12 protein-coding genes are annotated in these 20,633 nt (G+C 71.1%); 8 read left to right on the top strand and 4 right to left on the bottom strand.

The window, feature by feature from the left end:
- The first annotated feature begins 343 nt into the window (after nt 1-343).
- A complete protein-coding gene (locus LN042_RS12720; protein ID WP_230051262.1) occupies nt 344-1,318 on the top strand; it encodes a CAP domain-containing protein in 975 nt (324 codons plus the stop codon).
- Between the two features lie 236 nt (nt 1,319-1,554).
- Here LN042_RS12720 and LN042_RS12715 read toward each other — a convergent pair whose 3' ends face one another.
- On the bottom strand, nt 1,555-2,334 hold the full coding sequence (locus LN042_RS12715; protein ID WP_308191801.1) for a hypothetical protein: 780 nt from the start codon (nt 2,332-2,334) through the stop codon (nt 1,555-1,557).
- The gene (locus LN042_RS12710) at nt 2,331-2,765 is read right to left on the bottom strand and encodes an SRPBCC family protein (protein ID WP_230051261.1); all 435 of its coding nucleotides are present in this window, start codon (nt 2,763-2,765) and stop codon (nt 2,331-2,333) included. The genes LN042_RS12715 and LN042_RS12710 overlap by 4 nt, the downstream gene beginning before the upstream one ends.
- Before the next feature lie 176 nt (nt 2,766-2,941).
- Here LN042_RS12710 and LN042_RS12705 point away from each other — a divergent pair, with 176 nt between their 5' ends.
- On the top strand, nt 2,942-6,406 hold the full coding sequence (locus LN042_RS12705) for a DNA polymerase III subunit alpha (protein ID WP_230051260.1): 3,465 nt from the start codon (nt 2,942-2,944) through the stop codon (nt 6,404-6,406).
- Nucleotides 6,407-6,415: 9 nt separating this feature from the next.
- On the opposite strand, the gene LN042_RS12700 is transcribed toward LN042_RS12705, so the two are convergent.
- On the bottom strand, nt 6,416-6,874 hold the full coding sequence (locus LN042_RS12700) for an SUKH-3 domain-containing protein (RefSeq protein WP_230051259.1): 459 nt from the start codon (nt 6,872-6,874) through the stop codon (nt 6,416-6,418).
- 121 nt (nt 6,875-6,995) lie between these two features.
- Between LN042_RS12700 and LN042_RS12695 the strand changes: the two genes are divergently transcribed.
- The 3 genes from LN042_RS12695 (at nt 6,996) to LN042_RS12685 (ending at nt 11,668) form a co-directional block, all read left to right on the top strand.
- A complete protein-coding gene (locus LN042_RS12695) occupies nt 6,996-8,429 on the top strand; it encodes a N,N-dimethylformamidase beta subunit family domain-containing protein (protein WP_230051258.1) in 1,434 nt (477 codons plus the stop codon).
- Nucleotides 8,430-8,895: 466 nt separating this feature from the next.
- Complete coding sequence (locus LN042_RS12690; RefSeq protein WP_230051257.1) at nt 8,896-9,867, top strand: serine hydrolase; 972 nt, start codon at nt 8,896-8,898, stop codon at nt 9,865-9,867.
- Between the two features lie 334 nt (nt 9,868-10,201).
- Complete coding sequence (locus tag LN042_RS12685) at nt 10,202-11,668, top strand: multicopper oxidase family protein (protein WP_230051256.1); 1,467 nt, start codon at nt 10,202-10,204, stop codon at nt 11,666-11,668.
- Nucleotides 11,669-11,800: 132 nt separating this feature from the next.
- On the opposite strand, the gene LN042_RS12680 is transcribed toward LN042_RS12685, so the two are convergent.
- Nucleotides 11,801-13,306: a UDP-N-acetylmuramoyl-L-alanyl-D-glutamate--2,6-diaminopimelate ligase gene (locus LN042_RS12680; protein ID WP_230051255.1), complete on the bottom strand. Its 1,506-nt coding sequence runs from the start codon at nt 13,304-13,306 to the stop codon at nt 11,801-11,803.
- Between the two features lie 1,023 nt (nt 13,307-14,329).
- Between LN042_RS12680 and LN042_RS12675 the strand changes: the two genes are divergently transcribed.
- The 3 genes from LN042_RS12675 (at nt 14,330) to LN042_RS12665 (ending at nt 20,605) form a co-directional block, all read left to right on the top strand.
- A complete protein-coding gene (locus LN042_RS12675; protein ID WP_372495722.1) occupies nt 14,330-18,175 on the top strand; it encodes an amino acid adenylation domain-containing protein in 3,846 nt (1,281 codons plus the stop codon).
- Between the two features lie 121 nt (nt 18,176-18,296).
- The gene (locus LN042_RS12670) at nt 18,297-18,764 is read left to right on the top strand and encodes a luciferase domain-containing protein (RefSeq protein ID WP_230051254.1); all 468 of its coding nucleotides are present in this window, start codon (nt 18,297-18,299) and stop codon (nt 18,762-18,764) included.
- A gap of 176 nt (nt 18,765-18,940) precedes the next feature.
- Nucleotides 18,941-20,605, top strand: coding sequence for an RICIN domain-containing protein (locus LN042_RS12665; protein WP_230051253.1), 1,665 nt, complete (start codon nt 18,941-18,943; stop codon nt 20,603-20,605).
- Nucleotides 20,606-20,633: the final 28 nt, after the last annotated feature.

Here is a 20,633-nt window from a genome sequence, read left to right as displayed (position 1 = left end):
GGGAAGACACCCCCGGGCCATAAACCGCTCACGGCCACTTCGCGGCTGGTGCGCCGGCGCGCCGCGCGCTCGGGCGCTGCTGCGCCCATCGCTCCCGTCTCCTGTCGCCGCGTCGGCGCCACCTCCACGGTTCGGAACGGCCTCCCCGGGCGTCTCCCGTTTGCCGGGCTCTTCAGCGAAGCCGGCGCGCTCCCGTCCCCGAGCGGACCGCCGGGGACGGACCGGCCCTCTCGGCTGCACCGTCACCGCCGGCAGCTTCCCTGAACATTCGCGCGATTTTTCGTTATCCACCGCTCGCACGGGCGTCTCCTGTCTCGAAGGACAGCCGAGTGGAGGAGAGCAGATGACGCAGTACGCGACCGAGGAGCTGACGGACCGATCGGTGCCGAGCCCGGCCACGCGGCGGGCGGGCGGCGGGTCGCACCGGCGGGCCGACAACGGCCGGCACCGGGCCAGGTCCCGGTCCGCCGCCAAGCCCCTGCTCGCGGTGGTCGCGGTGGCGGCGACCGCGACCACCGCGGTGCTCGGAGGCAAGGCGTTGTTCTCCCCCAGCTCGCAGGACGGCAGGGCGGCGGCCGCGCCGGAGCCGCCGCTGCCGACGAGCGATACGCCGACCAGCGCACCGCCGACCAGCGCCGCGCCCACCGGCGCCGCAACTGCCGGCACCACACCTGCCGGCACCGCACCGGGGACGCCGAGCCAGTCGGCCGCGCGGTTGACCGCGCCCGCCCCGCAGTCCACCGGACCGACCCGGCTGCCCGGCGTGTCCGCCGGCACCATCCCGGTACAGCGGTCCGGCACGGCCGTGGCGTCCCCGAGCAGCCCGCCCGCGGTTCCCTCGCCGACGCAGGCGGCTCCGTCGGCCACCATCGACTCCGGCTCGGGCACCGACCTGGACGCGGCGGCGAACCAGGTGCTCGTACTGATCAACCAGGCGCGCGCCGCCCAGGGCGTCGCTCCGCTGCAGATCCTCGCCGGCTTGCAGACCAGCGCGAACGCGCACAACCGCACCATGGCCGCCGGCTGCGGCCTGCAGCACCAGTGCCCGGGCGAGGCCGCCTTCGGCGACCGCGAGCACGCCGGCGGGGTGCAGTGGGGCACGGCGGGCGAGAACATCGGCGACGGCGGGCCGACGGACGACACGACCGACGCGATGGCCGCCATGGCGGTCGGCCTCACCAACGACATGCTCGCCGAACAACCGCCCAACGACGGCCACCGCCGCAACATCCTCAACCCGGCCTTCCACCACATCGGGATAGAGCTGCTGCGCGACTCATCGGGCACGGTGTGGATGACCCAGGACTTCTCGGACTGAGTCGACGCTGCACGCGGGTCGGCGGAACCGCCGCCGGTTCGGGCCGGGCGAGGGCACGGGTGCTGACAGCCGACAGGCGGTGCAGGCGGCGGGGTGGCCGGTGCGGGCCACCCCGGGTGCCGCGCCCCGTGGTCCTGTCCGAGGACGACCCGTGGGACGACCCCGTGGGACGTCTCCGAGGGCCGACCTCCCGGGACGAACCCGTGGGACCGCTCCGTGAGCCGAGCCATCCAGCGTCAGACGTTCATCTGCACCGTGGTGACGATCCGCACGATGGCGGGGCTGCGGGGCGTGGAACCGAACCCGAAGCGCACCGCAGGGTCCACCGGCCGGAGCAGCCCCAGGTCCCGCCCCTCGAAGACGGCCGTGGCCGCGGTGATCGGACGGAGGTCCTGCGCGCCGTACCACTCCCGCCGGCCCCCGCCGGTACGCCCGCACGCTCGCACGCCCGGCAGCAGACGGGCGGGAACGTCCGTCAGGGCGCACCAGAGCGGGCGAGTCGCGAGCCGGCTGGGCACGGCGCGCAGCAGCAGCCCGAGCGGACCCCGCCGGCCGACGGTGAAGCGCACGTCCAACTCCGGAGCGCCGATGGTCCAGTCGTGGCCCACGACGTCGACCACGACCGGTGCCACCCGCACCTCCTCGAACCGGTAGGTGCCGGCGATGAAGTCGGCGACCTCCCGGGTGGGAGCCAGGAGCAGGCGTTTCCCGTCCGGCCGTTCCAGCATCACGTCGCTGAACGGCCCGAACGGCGACCGCACCCAGTGACCGAGCACCACGCGAGTGCCGCAGGAGGTCCCGAAACCGGCGATCGAGCCCTCGAAGCGCAGTCGCACGTACCGGCGGACGGCTCGGGGACGGAGCACTCCGAAGGTGCGCCACCCCGGCCGCACGCTCGGTGTCTGCCTCACGCCGCGTCCCATCCGGTCGTCGCGCGCTGCCGCCGGGGTGACGGTGCGCCCGTGCCGCTGCTCGGTCCAGCCGTGGCTGCGGCGGCTCGGCGACGGCGGGCTCATCCGTTCAACAGGCCGGTGACGACCCGGCCGAAGAGCAGCCGGGCGCCGAGGAACGTCAGCGGATCCACCGCACGGGGCAACTTCCGCAGCCAGATCTCCTCGCACCACACGACGGACGATCCGGCTCCCTGCGGGCGCGCCTCGATCTCCGCCCAGCCCGCGACGGCGGATCCCTGCTTCTCCAGTCGGCAGTGCCCCGCACGGTCCGCCGCCGGGGGCTGCCAGTGGACGACCTCCATCGGGTCGTCGAAGTACACCCGGCCCAGGCCCGTACGCGCCACGAAGAGCGTGCCCACTCCCGTCGGCGGCGGTGTGGTCACGGTGATCCCCGTGAACGGCACCCGCTGCGCGTGCCGTCCCCAGTCGGTGAGGCGACGCCACGCCTCGCCGACGGGCAATCGCGACGAGCGCTCGATCCGGACCAGGGCCACCCGGTCAGCCTATGCCGTCCGGCACTCGCAGGCCTGCGGTGGGCGGTCCGCCCCGCAAGGAACTCGGTGCATCCCGATCGATCACGCTCATCGGTTCGAAGGATCTACCGTGAAGGTTGAGGTGAGGGTCGACAGGAGTGGCGCAAGGGGGGCAAGCGCCCGGGAGGTGGCAGACGGTGTTCGCGCAGCTGCACGTGGCCTCCGCCTTCAGCGAGCGCTACGGCGCCAGCCGGCCGGCCCAGCTGGCCCGCCGGGCAGCCGAGCGCGGCATCGCCACTCTCGCACTGACCGACCGGGACACCGTCATGGGCACCTCGCGCTTCCTGCGCGCGTGCCGCCGGGCCGGGGTGCGGCCGATCCTGGGCGTGGACCTGGCGGTCGAACCGGTCGCCCCCGAGCCCGCCGGGCCGCCCCTGCGAACCACGGCGCACGGCGGCGCCCACGGCACCGAGCACCCCCTGCGCATCACCCTGCTCGCCAGGAGCGCGGCCGGCTGGGCGCGGCTGTGCCAACTGGTGTCCGCCGCGCACACCGTCCCGGGCCGGCCGGTGCTGACGTGGGAGCAGTTGTGTGAGCACGGGGGCGACGGCCTGCTGGTGCTGCTGGGCCCGGTGAGCGAGCCGGTGCGGGCGCTGGGCCGGGGCCGGGCTGATGTGGCCGAGCAACTGCTGGTGCCGTGGCTGGAGGTGTTCGGGCCGGCGGTGCGGCTGGAGGCGGTGGGGCACTGCCTGCCGGGTGAGGGGCCCGGGTCGCTGCGGTTGGCCGCGCGCACGCTCGCCCTGGGCGACCGGGTGCGGGTGCCGGTGGTGTTGACGGGTGCGGTGCGTTACGCGGATGCCGATCAGCACCGGGTGGCGGACGTGCTGGACGCGGCCCGGCTGCTGCGCCCGATCGACCGGCGCGTGCTGGACCGCGGGGAGCGCTGGCTCAAGGACGGCGCGCTGATGCGGCAGGCCGCCGAGCGGATCGCCGCCGCCGGGCACGGGCGGGACAGGGCGGTGCGGCTGCTGGCCGACACCGTCGCGGCCGCCGATGCCTGCACGCTCCAGCCGCACCGCGACCTGGGTCTCGGCCGACCGCACCTGCCCGAGCCGCACCTGGTCGGCGCCGCGAGCGGCCCGGGCGGGGCCGCTCGGGCGCTGCGCGAGCGGTGCGAGGCCGGGCTGGTGCGCCGCGGCCTGGACCACGACCCCGGAGCCCGGGCCCGCCTGGACCAGGAGCTCGCCGTCATCTCCCGGACCGGGTACGACACCTACTTCCTGGTCGTGGACCAGGTGGTGCGCGACATCCGGGCGATGGGGCTGCGGGTCGCCGCCCGCGGCTCCGGGGCCGGCTCGATGGTCAACCACGTGCTGGGCATCGCGGCCGCGAACCCACTGGAGCACGGCCTGTTGTTCGAGCGGTTCCTGACGGAGCGCCGCACCGACATGCCCGACATCGACCTCGATGTGGAGGCGCACCGCCGCCTCGACGTCTACCGGCGGGTGATCGAGCGGTTCGGCACCTCGCGGGTGGCGATCACCGGAATGCCCGAGACCTACCGCGCCCGCCAGGCCCTGCGAACGGTGGGCCTCGCCCTCGGCATCGACCCGGACGAGACGGACGAGATCGCCAAGTCCTTCCCGCACATCCCGGCCGCGGGGATCCGCCAGGGCCTGCGGGAGTTGCCGGAACTGCGCCCGCTGGCCGCCCGCGCCCACCGGTACGGCGCGCTGTGGGAACTCGCCGAAGCCCTCGACGGCCTGGTGGCCGGAGTCGCCCAGCACCCGTGCGGGGTGATCATCACCGATGGCGCGTTGCTGGACCGCCTGCCCGTGCAGCCGACCCCGACCGGGGACTTTCCCATGGTCCAGGCCGACAAGTACGGCGTGGAACTCGACCGGGACGGGGAGGTCGGCGACGGGTTCGGGTTGATCAAACTGGACATCCTGGGAGTCAGGATGCAGAGCGCGATGTCCCACGCCGTGCGCGAGGTCGCCCGCACCACCGGCGCCGTCATCGACCTGGACGACCCGCACCAGGTGCCACCCGACGACCCGTTCGCGTTCCTCATGATCCAGGCCGCCGACACGATCGGCATGTACCAGCTCGAATCCCCGGGACAGCAGGACCTCATCTCCCGACTGCGGCCCCGCGACCTCAAGGACGTCATCGCCGACATCAGCCTGTTCCGCCCCGGGCCGGTGGCCGGAGGCATGCCCGCCCAGTACATCGCCGCCCGCCACGGCCACGCCCCCGCCTACCCGCACCCGGACCTGGAACCCGTACTCGCCGACACCTACGGCGTGACGATCTGGCACGAGCAGATCATCGGCATCCTCGCCGTGATGACCGGCTGCGACCTCGCGCTCGCCGAGGAAGCCCGGCGCTCGCTCGGCGACCCGGTCCGCCTGGAGAAGATCAAGGCCTGGTTCCACCGCGAGGCCGGCCGACGCGGCTACGACCGGCGCACCCGCGAAGCGGTCTGGGGCATCGTCAACTCCTTCGGTGCGTACGGGTTCTGCCGGGCGCACGCGACGGCGTTCGCGGTACCGGCCCTGCAGTCCGCCTACCTCAAGGCCCACCATCCCGCCGCCCAGTACGCGGGACTGCTCGAGCACGATCCGGGCATGTGGCCGCCCCGGGTGATCGTGGCCGACGCCCGGCGCCACCAAGTCCCCATCCTTCCGGTCGACGTCAACCGCTCCGACGCGCACTACCGCGTCGAGGAGCACCATGGCGTGTGGGGCGTGCGGATGGCGCTGTCCGCCGTCCACGGCATCACCGCGGAGGAGACCGCGCGGCTCGTCGCCGGCCAGCCCTACACCTCCCTCTCGGACCTGTGGGAGCGAGCCCACCCCTCCCGGCCGCTGGCCGAACGCCTCATCAGCATCGGCGCACTCGACACCGTGGCCGGACCGCTGAACCGCCACGACCTGCTCCTCCAGGCCGCCCGACTCCACCGCGAACAGCGCAACCGCCGCGCCCTCACCGGTCAACTCCCCCTCGACTCCGCCGCCGACAGCGCGGCCGGGGCCGGTGGCGCCGTGCCGAGCGGCCTGCCGGAGATGACCGAGGCCGAGAAGGTGAGCGCCGAGTTGCGGATCCTCGGCATGGACGTCACCAGCCACCTGATGGAGCACCACCTGAAGCTCCTGCACGAGCTCGGCACCGTGGACGCGCACCGCCTGGGCGGCCTCGCCCCCGGCACCACCGTCCTGGTCGCCGGAGTGCGCGCCTCCACCCAGACCCCGCCGATCGCCTCCGGCACGCGGATCATCTTCGTCACCCTCGACGGCGTCGACGGGCTCGTCGACCTCGCCTTCTTCGAGGATTCCCACCCCGCCTGCGCCCGGACGATATTCCATTCGGGGCTACTCCTAGTACGCGGAACCGTCACCCGGCGCGGCCCGCGCACCTCCATCACCGGCACCGCCTGCTGGGACCTCGCCGAACTCGCCGAACTGCGCCGTGACCAGGGCCTCGACGCGGTCACCGCCCGCCTCGCGCAGCCGCTGCCCCACCCCGCCGGCGCCACGGTGCGGCCCGAGACGATGCCCACCGGCGCGCGCCGCCACCCCTGGGCCGACCTCCAAACCCCCGGCGAACGCGCCCCTTCACCACGCCGCCTCACCCACACCAGTCCGGGTTCCGCCGGATGACCACCGCCGTCAGGCCCAGGGCTCTGCACCGTCGTCAATGACAACAGGCCGCACACCGAGGATCAGGTTCTCGAGTGCGTCGGGCATCCGACCGAAACCGGCGACCCAGGTCTCCACCAGGTAGATCTCGCTGAACTCGTCGATCCCCAGGAAGAACCGGCCGTGGTCCAGTTCCCCGAGGGGGTACAACGCACGTCCGATGGACTCGCCCCACTCCGAGAAGCGGTCCTCCTCGCCTTCGCAGAGGGTCGGTTCCAGTTCGAAGGCTGTGCGTGCCACGGAGACACCAGGGCCGCTGAGGTGCACGGTCAGACCGCCGAACTCCCTGAGGAAGGAATCGGCGGCGTCATGCATCGGCAGACCGCGGCGCTCGAACGCCTCGCGCCAACCACGGCAGTCCACCGCCCGCCCGGGTCGCCAGCCCGCCGAGCGGAGAACTCGGTCCACCTCTGCTGGGAAAGAGCTCATACCAATGGAACCTCCTGACCGATCCATCATCCCAGGGGTGCGTGGCTGACCGACCAGGAGCGCTCGACGGGTGGCGGCGGTGCTGCGCGCGGGTGGGCGGTCGGGGCGTTACCGTCGGGGGATGGTGGCGCGCGGCTGGGTGAGGGTGTTCGGGGCCGGTCTGCTGCTCCTGGCCGGCTGCGGTGGCGGCGGGCACCCGAACGGTGCGGGGCCGACCGGGGCGCCGGCGATCCCGGGGGATCCGAACTGGGCGATCACCCGGTCCGGGGCGCCCGAGGAGATCCAGGGGTACACCGACCGGGTGGGGGTGCGCCCGGGAACGCCGGTGAAGCTGATGGTGTCCACCACCGCGGCCACGTTCCGGGTGCGGGCCTACCGGTTCGGGGCGTACCCGCACGGGACGCCGGCCGCGGTGGTGTGGGAGTCACCCGCGGTCGCCGGTGAGCGGCAGCCGGCACCGACCACCGACGCGCGCGGCACGGTCGAGGCCCACTGGCAGCCGAGCCTCACCGTGCCGACCGACGGCTGGCCGCCCGGCGCGTACCTGCTGCGGTTGGAGGCCGCCTCCGGCGCGATGCGCTGGGTACCGCTGACCGTGGAGTCACCGTCGGTGGCGGGGCGCGTGGTGCTGGTACAGGCGGTGACGTCATATCAGGCGTACAACACCTGGGGCGGCAAGAACCTGTACTTCGGGGAGGACGGGAGTTTCGCGAGCCGGGCCCGGGCAGTCGGTTTCGACCGGCCCTACCAGGACGAGGACGGCGCGGGCGACTTCTTCCAACTGGAGGAGCCCCTGGTGCTGTTCGCGGAGCGCAGCGCGGTGCCGCTGGCGTACCTCACCAGCGTGGACCTCGACCAGGACCCGCACAGCCTGGACCACGCGGCGGCGGTGGTGAGTGAGGGACACGACGAATACTGGTCGCCGGCGATGCGAGCGACCGTGACGGGCGCGCGAGACCGCGGAACCAACGTCGCCTTCCTGGGCGCGAACGCGGTCTACCGCAAGATCCGGTTCGAACCGGGACCGGGCGGCGGCCCACCGGACCGCATCGAAGTCAACTACAAGGTCCCGCAAGAGGATCCACTGTTCGGCAAGGACAACGCGAAGGTCACCGGGGACTGGCCGAGCCCTCCCGACGCGGCACCCGAGAGCTCCCTCACCGGTCAGGCCTACTCGTGCGACGCGCACACCAACACACCGCTGGTCGTCGACGATTCGGCGAACTGGCTGTGGACCGGAACCGGCGTCCGCGACGGACAGCCACTCGCCGGACTGGTCGGACCGGAATCGGACCGCCTCGACACCGCAGGAGACGCACCGCCGGTCACCGTCATCGGGCACGCGAACGTGCCATGCGCCTCCGGCCCGGCTCGGACGGCCAACGCGACGGTGTACACGGCCGCGAGCGGAGCAACGGTCTTCGACTCCGGCACGGAGAACTGGGTCTGCGCACTGCGGGCCGATGACTGCCCGGGAGTCCCGACCGAGGTACGGCGGATCGTACGAGCCGCGACCGGAAATCTCCTGAAAGCCCTTGAGCACCAGGTGAAATGACCTCATCTCGGCCCGGTTCCGCACGGGTTGCGCGCAGCAGGTCCATGGGGCGCTGGTGTGGAGCGAGTTGGCGACCGCTACGGTGGAGGCCGCAGCAGACCTGGGGGGCCAACGTGAACCGATGCATGGTGGTGACCGGACCACCTTCTGCCGTTGCGGCCATCGCGACGGCGACCAGACGTTCCGTCAACTGGTTCAGCTGCGGTCTGAGTTGAATCCTTCCCGCTAACCGGGAAAGGCACCAACCGCTACCGAGGCCTTTGTTCTCCACTCGTGGGTCCGGCTGATGCCGTCACGTCCGCTTCGCTCGTACCGCGCCGGCCCCATCACATCCGTCAGCGCTGTCACCGCGCGGCGGGCTCGCACCACGACGCCCAACGTCCAGCGCAGGCTGGTCACCGGCAGTCCGGCCAGTCCCCTGCGGATGGACCGGAAACGTCCACTCAAGGATCAGGAGTTCCCTACGATGACGGCAATCCCCCACCCTCGCGCACGCCGCCCGCTCGTCCGGCTGGCCACGGGTGCCACAGCGGCGCTGGTGGCGGCCGCGACGCCCACCATCGCGCAGGCGGCTCCCCTGCCCGCGCAACGCGCTGCGACGTACTGCACTTCCGCACGCAGCCCCCAGCTCGCAGCCCGCATGTCCCAGGACATCTCGAACGCCCTGGCGGGCCGCCAGGACACGGTGGCCTTCGCGATATCGGACGTCAGGACCGGCGTGTCCTGCACCGACCAAGCCACCGTGCACTTCGACTCGGCGAGCGTCGTCAAGGCGACCATCATGGGCGCCGTGCTGCGCCGTGCCGAAGACGAGAACTACCGGTACCTGACCGACTGGGAGGACCAGAACCTCCAGGAGATGATCACTGCGTCCGACAACACGGCGGCCACCAACCTGTGGAACAGCCTGGGCATGCCCCGCCTTGAGGCGTTCCTGAAACTGGCGGGGATGAAGGACACCCGGCTGGGCGCCGACGGCTACTGGGGCCTGACCCAGATCACCGCAGCCGACGAGTTGAAGATGCTGGACGTCTTCACCGACAACCCGAACGTGCTCTCCCCCGCCGCGAAGGCGTACGCGCTGGGGCTGATGAGCCAGGTGGAGGCCGATCAGCGCTGGGGCACCCCCTTCGGCGCCCCCGCCACGGTCGTGGTGCACGTGAAGAACGGCTGGCTGCCCCGGGCCACCCACGGCTGGCGGGTCCACAGCCTGGGCATCTTCACCGGCACGGACAAGAACTACCGGATGGCGGTCCTCAGCCAGGACAACGCCACCGAGGAATACGGGATCGACACGATCCAGGCCATCGCCTCCGTGGTGCACCGGGACCTCAACGGCACCACCGGCCTTCCCGCCACCACCCCCCACCACGGCGACGGCACCGCAGCAACCGAGACCTCCGACGGCTCCGCTCCGTTCGAGGCCGTCCCCCACTGATCGAGAGACCACGCGCCGGGGACCGTGGCGGCGGGGCCGTGGGCGAGGACGTGGCGGCGGTCCACCGGGTCGCCCGCGCCGGCCGCCGACTCGACAGAACGAAGAGTAGGAGGCGGGTCGGCACCACACGCGGAGCAGGCGGGCGGGTCAGCCGGTTGGCCGATTCCGGCGGGCGGCACGCGGACGACCGGGATCGGATGGAGGCACCGCCTGATCGTGCCCAGGCCGGACCGCATCGCCCTCCCGCTCGCGGCCCGCCACCGGAGACGCGACAGCGGCCGTGCCCCGCTGTCCTCGTCCCCGCTCTGCGGCCTCCCTGATGGAGACGTACCTCATGCGGCCTCGTTCCCCCTCCGCCTGGCTCGCCGCCGGGCTGGCGCTCGCCCTGGCGTTCACCGTCGGCGGCACGCCGCTCTCCTGGGCCGCAGATCCGGCCCGTCCGTCCGCGCAGTCAGCAGCGGCCGGTTCCGGACAACCCCTCCAGGACCCGCCGGAACTGGTGAGCCATGACGGCGTGCTCAGGGCCCGGATCGTCGTTGCCAGACGGAAGGTCGTGGTGGGCGACCGGGAGCTGTACGCGCTGACGTACAACGGCCGCTACATGCCGCCCACCCTGAGGATCTGCCCCGGTGACCGGGTGGAGCTGGCCATGACGAACGGCGGGTCCGAGGACACCAACCTCCACGTCCACGGGCTGCACGTGTCGCCCGAGAGCCCGTCCGACGACATCTTCATCGCCATCAAACCCGGTGAGACCTACCACTACGGCTACCGCTTCCCGAGCGACATCACGCCGGGCACCTACTGGTACCACTCCCATGAGCACCTGCGCTCGGCCGCCCAGGTGGCGGGGGGCGAGTCGGGCATCATCATCGTCGACGGTTTGCAGCGGTACCTGCCCCGCTCACTGCGGCACATCACCGAGCACGTCGTCGCCCTCAAGGACGACCAGGTCGAGGGCGACTCCGTCAGGACGGACAACCTGAGCATCGGCGCACCGACCAACCGCACCGTCAACGGCCAGCAGCACCCGGTCATCAGCATCCGGCCGGGTGAGACCCAGCTGTGGCGACTGGCCAACATCGGCGCCAACATCTACTACAAGCTCCACCTGCCGGGCCGGACGTTCCACGTGATCGCGCAGGACGGTTATCCGGTCAGCCGCGTCTACTCCGCCGACTCCCTGGTCATTCCGGCCGGTGCCCGATTCGACGTGCTGGTGCAGGGCGGGCCGCCCGGCACCAGCCAGCTGCAGACGCTCGCCTACGACACCGGGCCGGCCGGAAACCGGTTCCCGCAGGTGGACCTGGCCACCGTGGTCTCCGAGGGCAGCCCGATGAGACCGGCGGCACTGCCCGTCGGCTTCGCACCGGGTGACGACCTCGGCGATGCCCCGATCGCGGCCCGGCACGACCTCGTCTACACGGAGAATGCGGCCGGCACCGAGTTCTACATCAACGGCAAGAAGTTCGACCCCGACCGGGTCGACGTCACGTCGAAGCTGAACACCGTCGAGGAGTGGCGCGTGGTCAACCACACCGGGGAGAACCACTCCTTCCACGTTCACACCAACCACTTCCAGCTGATGAGCGTCAACGGCGCTCCCACCCCGCCCGGCCACCGCTGGTACGAGACCGTCAACGTCCCGGCGGGGGGCACCGCCGTGCTGCGCATCCGCTTCGACGACTTCACCGGCAAGACCGTGCTGCACTGCCACATCCTCAACCACGAGGACAAGGGGATGATGGCCGTCCTCAACATCGTCCCCGACGGTCCGGCATCGCCGCACCACGGCAGCTGAGCGACGTGCAGCGGTGCAGGGCGCCCGCCGGATGCCGTGCCGCGCGGGGGGCGCGCAAGGGCGCAGACCGTTTCCGCTCGGGTGGCGGGCCCGTCGCCCGGCGGACGAAGGGCGGTCGGACCGAAGGGGCAGTCAGTCGGCCGCAGGGCCCGGGAGGTTCTGGTCGGAGTCGGCCGGCTCCTGCAGGTCGCGCACGGTCGCGAGGTCGTCGAAGGGGATGCTCCGGTCCCCGATGATCTGGTAGCCCTCCGAACCCTTGCCGGCGATGAGGACGACGTCCCCGGGCCCGGCCGCGGCGAGGGCGTGCGCGATGGCGTCCCTGCGATCGGTGATCCGCTCGAACGGTGTCCCGGTGGCGGCGACACCAGGGGCGATCTGGTCGAGGATCCGCTCGGGGTCCTCGCTTCGCGGGTTGTCCGAGGTGAGGACGCACAGGTCCGAGTGGCGTCCGGCGATCTCCCCCATCGGCGCGCGCTTGCTCGGGTCGCGGTCGCCCCCGCAGCCGAAGACCGTGATCACCCGGCCGCTCGTGAAGCCCCGGATCGTGGACAGGACGTTCTCCAGGGCGTCGGGAGAGTGTGCGTAGTCGACGACGGTGGTGGCGCCGTCGCGCAGGCGCAGCGTCTGGAAGCGTCCGGGCGCGGTGGGCAGGCCGTCCAGAGCGCGGGCGAGGGTGGCGCTGTCGTACCCGAGCGCGACGCCGGTCGCCACCGCCGCCAGCGCGTTGGCGACGACGAAGCGGCCGGGCACGGGGAGCGTCACGCGGTGGGCGCGGCCCGCGTGGTGGAGGGTGAAGGTGGTTCCCGCGGCGTTGACGGCCACGTCGGTGGCGCGGAGGTCCGCACCCGGGTCGTCGAGCCCGTACGTGGTGACGGCGCCGGCCATCATGGCCGCGATCTCACGCCCCACGGGGTCGTCCGTGTTGACCACCGCGCGGCGGGCCATGCCGCGGAAGAGCCGCAGTTTGGCGTCCTTGTAGCGCGCCATGGTTCCGTGGTCGTCGAGGTGGTCGGGGGTGAGGTTGGTGAACACGCCGACGTCGATGTGCGTGTGGGCCACCCGGTGCTGGGCCAGGGCCATGGACGAGGCCTCCATGACGACCGTGCCGGCGCCTCGCCCGCGCATCTCCCGCAGCAGGTGCTGGAGGTCGACGGCCTGCGGGGTGGTGGGGGTGGTGGTGGCGATGCCCACCGGCTCGTCACCGATCCGGTGCCCGCCGGTGCCGATCACCCCGATGGAGGTCCCCGTGGCACGCCGGAGCAGGGCCTCGGTGGTGAACGCGACGGAGGTCTTGCCGTTGGTTCCGGTGATCGCGACGACGTCGAGTTCGCGGCCCGGGTCGCCGAAGTAGCGGGCGGCAACGGCCGCGGCGGCCTCCCAGGTGTCGGGGACGCGCACGACGCAGACGCCGGGCGGCAGGGCGGCCTCCGCGCCCTCGACCAGCACGGCGGTCGCTCCCTTCGCGACGGCCTGGCCCAGGAAGCGGTGGCCGTCGACCCTGCGACCGGACAGGGCGATGAACAGTTGGCCCGGGCGCACCTGGCGCGAATCGGTCGTGATGCCCTCGCAGATGTCGGTTCCGGGATCCCCGCCCAGGACCGTGTGGGGCAGGCCGGCGAGCATGTCGATCAGTTGCACGTGGTTCTCCGGTCGGTTCGGACACTGGCGTGGCGGGGGCGTGGCTCTTCTGCGCGCCTCCCGCGGTGACAGCCTTTCAGGTCACGGGGCCCGGGACTCGCCGTGGGCGGGCGGAGGCGGTGGCAGGCGCTCGCGCGCCCCGCTCCCGAGCCCGTCGGCCGAGCGAGGGGCGTCCCGGGAGCAGTGCGCCGGGGCGAGGGGGGCGGACCGGCGACGGGCCCGGGCGGGACGGCCTCGGGAGCCGGGTTCGTCCCGGAACGCCGACCGGAACTTGACGCACCCCGAGCCGACTTACCCCTCTGTGGTGCGACCGATCCGAACTGATTGACACGGCCATTGACAGTCTAAAAGATGGTCAGTCAAACGAGGTGTATCGAACGGATGGGCGGAGCCGCCGCCCACGGGGCTGGTGCCGGCACCGTCGCGGGGGTGGAGAGAATGCGCTTCACTCCGGTGCGGCCCGCGGAAATCCGGGACGGGGGATGATGTCAGCAGTGCGATCACTCTGCAGACGTGCGCCAAATGACCTGGTACGTACGGCTGGTGAGGACTCCAGGGGGTTGTTCGGCGCGCCCGGTCGGGCGACCGTGCCGCATGCCGGGAAAAATCCGTGACGGGACGGCGCCAGGAACTGCCGTTTGAGTTTCTGAATGGTTGACAATTAGTCAGGGATGCATATTCGGTGTCATCGAGCCAGCCCGTAGGACTTGCCTCAGTACCTGCCGAAGTACTCGCCTCGGCAGTGCGCCGAATTCCTCCGGTTCGGACGACTCATTGCCGCACCTCAGGACGCGCGGTCCGCACGCCCCGCAGGACGCGGCAGCCGGCCGCGCGCGGGGGCGCTGACCGCCCTGGCAGCCCGTCAGCTCCCGGCAGGAGCTCGTTCGTCCAGTGGTCCGCCCAGGAACCACCCGCCGGTGCGGTCCCGCCCGGCTCTGCCGAGGAGGCGGAACGCCTTGGCAGCAGCCAACCGTACCGTCGTCACTTTTTCGTGATCATGTCTCAGTTAGGGGAGGAGACACCTTGAACACCGCTCAGTTCAGCGCGCGGATACAGGACACCAAGCTGGGCAGAAGCCTGCCCGACCTGCTCATGGAGCAGGCGGAGATACAGCCCGACGCCGTCGCCGTCAGCTTCGACGACCAGGGCCTGACCTTCCAGGAGCTCAAGCAGGCCGGCAACCGGCTGGCGTGCCACCTTCACCGGCAGGGTGTCGGCGCGGACGACTGCGTGGGTCTCTATGTCGAGCCGTCCCTGGACCTGATGGTCGGTGCCTGGGGCATCCTGCTCGCGGGCGCCGCCTATCTGCCGCTCTCCCCGGAGTACCCGGACGACCGGCTGCGCTACATGCTGGAGGACAGCCGCACCCGGGTGGTCGTCACCCAGGACCACCTGGTCGGTAAGCTGACGGAGCTCGCCCCGCAGGGCATCCGCGTGGTCACCCTGGCCGACTCGCACACCTGCGCCGACGGCGGTTGCGCCGAGGTCGACCAGGAGCCGGTGCGGCCGGAGACACTGGCCTACGTCATCTACACCTCGGGCAGCACCGGCCGGCCCAAGGGCGTGATGATCGAGCACCGCAGCATCATGTCGCAGATGCGCTGGCTGCAGGACTGCGGTCACCTGGGCCTGGGCACCACGATCCTGCAGAAGACGCCGATGAGCTTCGACGCCGCGCAGTGGGAGATCCTGGCCCCCGCGATGGGCGGCCGGGTCGTGATGGGCGCGCCCGGCATCTTCCGCGATCCCGAGGCGCTGATCTCCACGATCGTCAAGCACGAGGTCACCACGCTGCAGTGCGTGCCCACCCTGCTCCAGGCGCTGCTGGACACCGAGGAGTTCCACCTCTGCGCCACGCTGCGCCGGGTGTTCTCCGGTGGCGAGGCGCTCTCCCGCGCCCTGGCCCGCTCCCTCGCGGACGAGTTGCCGTGGGTTTCGCTGGTCAACCTGTACGGGCCGACCGAGTGCACCATCAACGCGACCGCCTACCTGGTCGACCCGGACACGATCGAGCAGGGCCCCGGCACCATCTCGATCGGTGTCCCGGTCGACAACACCCAGTGCTACATCCTCGACGAGAACCGGGCTCCGGTGGGCATCGAGGAGACCGGCGAGCTGTACATCGGCGGCGTCCAGCTGGCGCGCGGGTACCTGCACAACGAGGAGCAGACCAAGGAACGCTTCGTGCCCTCGCCGTTCGTGCCGACCGAGCGGCTGTACCGCACCGGCGACCTCGCCCAGTGGAACCCGGACGGCACCATCCAGTTCTTCGGCCGGGTGGACAACCAGATCAAGCTGCGCGGCTACCGCGTGGAGCTGGACGAGATCTCGCTGGCGATCGAGGAGCACACCTGGGTGAAGCGGGCCGCGGCCATCGTCACCGATGACCCGCGCACCGGCTTCCAGAACCTGGTGGCCTGCATCGAGCTGAATCCCAAGGAAGCGGCTCTGATGGACCAGGGGAACTCCGGCAACAGCCACCACCAGTCCAAGGCCAGCAAGCTCCAGGTGAAGGCGCAACTGTCCAACGCGGGCGTGCGCGACGACGCGGAGCTCGCCGACCTGCCGGTGGTCGAGCTGGCCGGCAAGCAGGAGACCGAGCGGCAGCGGCGCGAGACCTTCGCCCGCAAGACCTACCGCTTCTACGACGGCGGCCGGGTCACCCGCGACGAGTTGCTGCAGCTCCTCGCCCCCAAGCCGGTGCCCACCTTCTCCCGCGGCCTGGACGAGCTGACCAACGAGCAACTCGGCGAGATCCTGCGCTGGTTCGGCAGCTTCCAGAGCGACGAGCGGCTGCTGCCGAAGTACTCCTACGCCTCGCCGGGGGCGCTGTACGCCACCCAGCTGTACCTGGAGACCGGCGGCATCGCGGGCCTCGAGGCGGGCGTGTACTACTACCACCCGCTGGACCACACCCTGGTGCGGGTCGGTCCGGCCACGGCCGGTGCCGGTGTCTACCTCGAAGCCCACTTCCTCGGCAAGAAGCGGGCGATCGAGCCGGTCTACAAGAACAACATCCAGGAGGTCCTGGAGTTCGAGACCGGCCACATGCTGGGCGTCTTCGAGGAGGTCCTGCCCGAGTACGGGCTCAACATCCGGCCGTCCTCGTTCCACCCGGCGGTCAAGAGCAGCCTGCATGTGCACGAGGAGGACTACTACCTCGGCACCTTCGAGATCTACGCCAACGACGGGCTGCCCCGGCTGGACTCGACCGAGCTCTACCTGCAGGCCCACCCGGGCCGGGTCGACGGGCTTTCGGCGGGCCAGTACCGCTACAAGGACGGTGAGTTGGAGCCCATCTCACCCGACGTGATCCAGCCCAAGCACGTGATCGCCATCAACCAGGGCGTCTACGACCGCTCCAGCTTCGGCATCAGCGCGGTCAGCCGTGCCGACCAGGAGTGGCTGGAGTACATCCTGCTCGGCAAGAAGCTGCACCAGTTGCAGCGCAACGGCCTCGGCTTCGGCTTCATGTCCTCCGGCTACAGCTCGAAGACGGGCCACCCGCTGCCGGCCGCGCGGCGGATCGACGACATCCTGGTCTCGCGCGGAATCGCCACCGGGCCGTCGTACTTCTTCCTCGGCGGCAAGGTCAGCGAGGAGCAGATCCGCAGCGAGGGCATGTACGAGGACTCGGTGCACATGCGGGGTCCGGCGGAGATGATCCGGGACGAGCTCGCGAACCTGCTGCCGGACTACATGCTGCCCAACCGGGTGCTGATCCTCGACGCGCTGCCGCTGACCGCCAACGGCAAGGTCGACGGCAAGGCGCTGGCCGCGTCCGAGCAGGTGCGATCGGCGAACACCGGCACCGACTACGTCGCCCCGTCCACTCCGACCGAGCGCTGGCTGGCAGAGGCCTGGGGCAAGGCGCTGAAGTACGAGAGCGTGTCGGTGGAGGACGAGTTCTTCGCCTCCGGCGGCAACTCGCTGATCGCGGTGTCGCTGATCAACCGGATCAACCGCGAGCTCGGCATCAAGCTGCCGCTCCAGGTGGTGTTCGAGGCACCGAAGTTGGCCGACCTCGCCGCCCGGATCGAAAGCCACGACGCCGACGTGCCGACCTCCCGCCTGGTGCTGCTGCACAACGGGGGCACCGAGGCTCCGGTCTTCGCCTGGCCGGGCCTGGGCGGCTACCCGATGAACCTCCGCACCCTCGGTCGTGAGGTCGACCTCGGCCGGCCGTTCTACGGCGTGCAGGCGCACGGCATCAACGCCGGTGAGGTCCCGTACTCGACGATCCGCGAGATGGCGGCCGCCGACATCGCGGAGATCCGGCGGGTCCAGCCGGAGGGCCCGTACATGCTGTGGGGCTACTCCTTCGGTGCCCGGGTGGCGTTCGAGGCGGCCTGGCAGCTGGAGCAGCTCGGTGAGCGGATCGACAACCTGCTGCTGATCTGCCCCGGTAACCCGAAGGTCCGTCAGGCCGAGGGAGCGAAGTGGGGTCGCGAGTCCTCCTATCGCAACCCGGCCTACGTCACGATCCTGTACTCCGTGTTCGGCGGCTCGATCAGCGGCCCGGACCTGCAGCGCTGCCTGGAGGTCGCGCACGACGAGGACAGCTTCGTGGCGTTCATCCACGGTCTGCTGCCCGCACTGGGCGAGCCGATGATCCGCCGGATCACCCGGATCGTCCAGGAGACCTACGAGTTCGAGTACAGCTTCCGCGAGTTGGCGGAACGTCAGCTCGATGCGCCGGTGACCATCTTCAAGGCCTCCGGTGACGACTACTCGTTCATCGAGGGCAGTTCCGGCTACTCGGCGACCCCGCCGACCATCGTCACGCTGAACGGTGACCACTACAGCGTGCTCCGCGAGGCCGGTATCGCCGAACTCGTGACCGCCATCCGCAACCGCCTCGACCAGTAGGATCCCCGCGCTATGGTTCTGGGGCGGCCGCACCGGTCGCCCCAGAACCATGCTCGCACCACGCGTGATTGACGTATCGTCAGTCTGCTTGTCAAGGCAAACGACGCAAAGGACTCCCCCCATGCTCGACCTGCCCACCCGTCCTGGACCGGTTCCGGAGGTCTTCGGCCCGGCGCCGCACAGCCAGCGCTCGCAGATCGCCCCGGTGATGCTGCAGGAGGAGCTGTGGCAGCGGATGCGCGCCCTGCCGTTCGTCTTCATGGCGCCCACCCTGACCTCGGTCCCGCACGCTCGCTCCCTGTTCATCCCGGAGGGCATCGGCAGCGGACCGGACGAGGCCTTCCAACGCGGCCGGGAATGGGCCCACATCCACCCGCACCACGATGGCAGCCTGCACATCACCTTGCCCGAGACGTTCAAGGACGACGTGGAGAAGGCCACTTGGGGGGTCCGTCATCCCGAACAGAACTCCATCCTGATCTACGGCCCGCGCGATCGCGCCGAGTTGGAGCTCATCTGGCAGCTCGTACAGCTGTCCTACGCCTACGCCACCGGCACGCTGCGCCAGGCGGACCCGGCCGAGGACTGAGGCGCCACGGGTGCTGGAGCGTGCGCGGGGTGCGGCAACGGAAAGCCCGTGCACGCTCCTTGTCGGTGACCTGCCGGTCGGGAACCATGGGATTGAGCCACCGAATGTGAGCAAGCATCACGTTTTTTTGGCGTGGCCCGCACGGTTTCTTCGGTCCAGGAGCTTTTGGAGGCTCGATGACCAACCGGAGCAGGTACGAACCCTTCCTCGCGCTGGCCGGGGTGGTGGCGCTGGCGACCGCCGGCCTGGCCGCCGCTCCGGCAGCGCAGGCCGGCACCGTCCGGCCCGCTCCCGCCGCCGGCACGACGCACAGCGGCCCGGCGGCGATCGTCTCGCTCGGTGACAGCGCCATCTCCGGGGAGGGAGCCGGCACGGACACCAACGACGGCTACTTCCCGGGCACCGACGGTCCGAACGACTACTGCCACCGAAACCCCAAGGCGGAGATCTTCGACACCGCCATCGCCGGGGCTACCGCCTTCGACATCGCCTGTTCGGGCGCGCAGACCGGCGACCTGGTCTCCATTCCGTCGTACGCGGCCGTCACCGGGGGCGGCAGCGGTGACTACGGGGAGCCCAAGCAGGACGCCCAGTTGGCGAAGATCGCGCAGTCGAACGACGTGAAGATGGTGGTGGTCACCATCGGCGCCAACGACGACTTCGACTTCACCGGCATCATGGAGTCCTGCCTCAACCAGTACTTCCCGGTCAACCAGCCGCAGGGCTGCCGCGACACCATCGGCACCGCGGAGATCGAGCGTCGCGCCGCGGCCGTGCAGTCCAAGGTGGTGGCGGCGCTGGACGACGTGCGCGACACCATGCACGCGGCCGGATACGCCGACGGCGACTACCAGTTGGTCTACCAGTCGTACTTCACGCCGATCACCGGGGACATCAGGTCGGCGGCCGACAACTACCTCGGCAAGATCGCCAACGGCTGCCCGGCCTACACCGAGGACCTCGCCTGGGGGCACAACCTGGTGGTGCCGCTCTTCTCCGACGCACTGCGTTCGGCGGCGGAGCGGGTGCCGGGAGTGCGCTACCTGGACCAGCGGCGGGTCTCCTACGGCCACGAGGTCTGCGCGGAGTGGACCACCTCGCCCTACGAGTACACCAACGGCGATGTGATCGACGTCAGTGAACTGACCCGCAACGGCTGCGACATGAAGGTCCTGCTCGGCGGGCTGATCTGCATGGACGAGATCCGGCAGTCCTACCACCTGCGGGTCGCCGGCTACCAGGGCGAGGCGGCCTGCCTGACCCGGTTCTACGACCAGCCGGCACAGCCGGAGGCGTACTGCACGCTCAACCAGCAGGACGGGACCTCGATCCGGCCGCTCACGCCAGGTGCGGCCTGGTCCGACAGCGTGGACGACGGCGGCCAGTTCCAGCTGACCAGCGCCGCCAACGGCAACGTGATGGACTTCTCCGGGGGCGGCACGGACGGGGACTCCACCAACGGCCGGCCACTGATCGGCTATCCGGCCGACGGCGGCCTCAACCAGGCGTTCGTCACCGAGGCCCGCTCCGGCGGCGCCTACGAGGCCGACTTCTCCGGCAACCGGAACATGTGCCTGGACGCCCGCGGCGGCACGGCCGCCGCCGGCGTCGAGTTGGAGCAGTGGTCCTGCAACGGCGGCGGCAACCAGCGCTGGCTCTTCGAACCCAAGGGCAACGGCTGGTACGCGGTGGCTTCGGCACAGAACCCCGGCCTGGTCGCCACCATCGGCAGCGCGACCGACGGCGCCGGCAACCCCGAGGTCCAGTTGCAGCCCGACACCGGCGCTGCCGACCAGTTGTGGCGGTTGAACGAGACCGGCATCGTCTACCTGCACGGCTGATCCGGCGACACCCGATCCCCGACAGCAC

Source organism: Kitasatospora humi, from assembly GCF_020907985.1.
GTDB lineage: Bacteria > Actinomycetota > Actinomycetes > Streptomycetales > Streptomycetaceae > Kitasatospora > Kitasatospora humi.
Note: the sequence above shows the minus strand (reverse complement) of the source record. Positions and strands in the feature narration are given on the sequence as shown.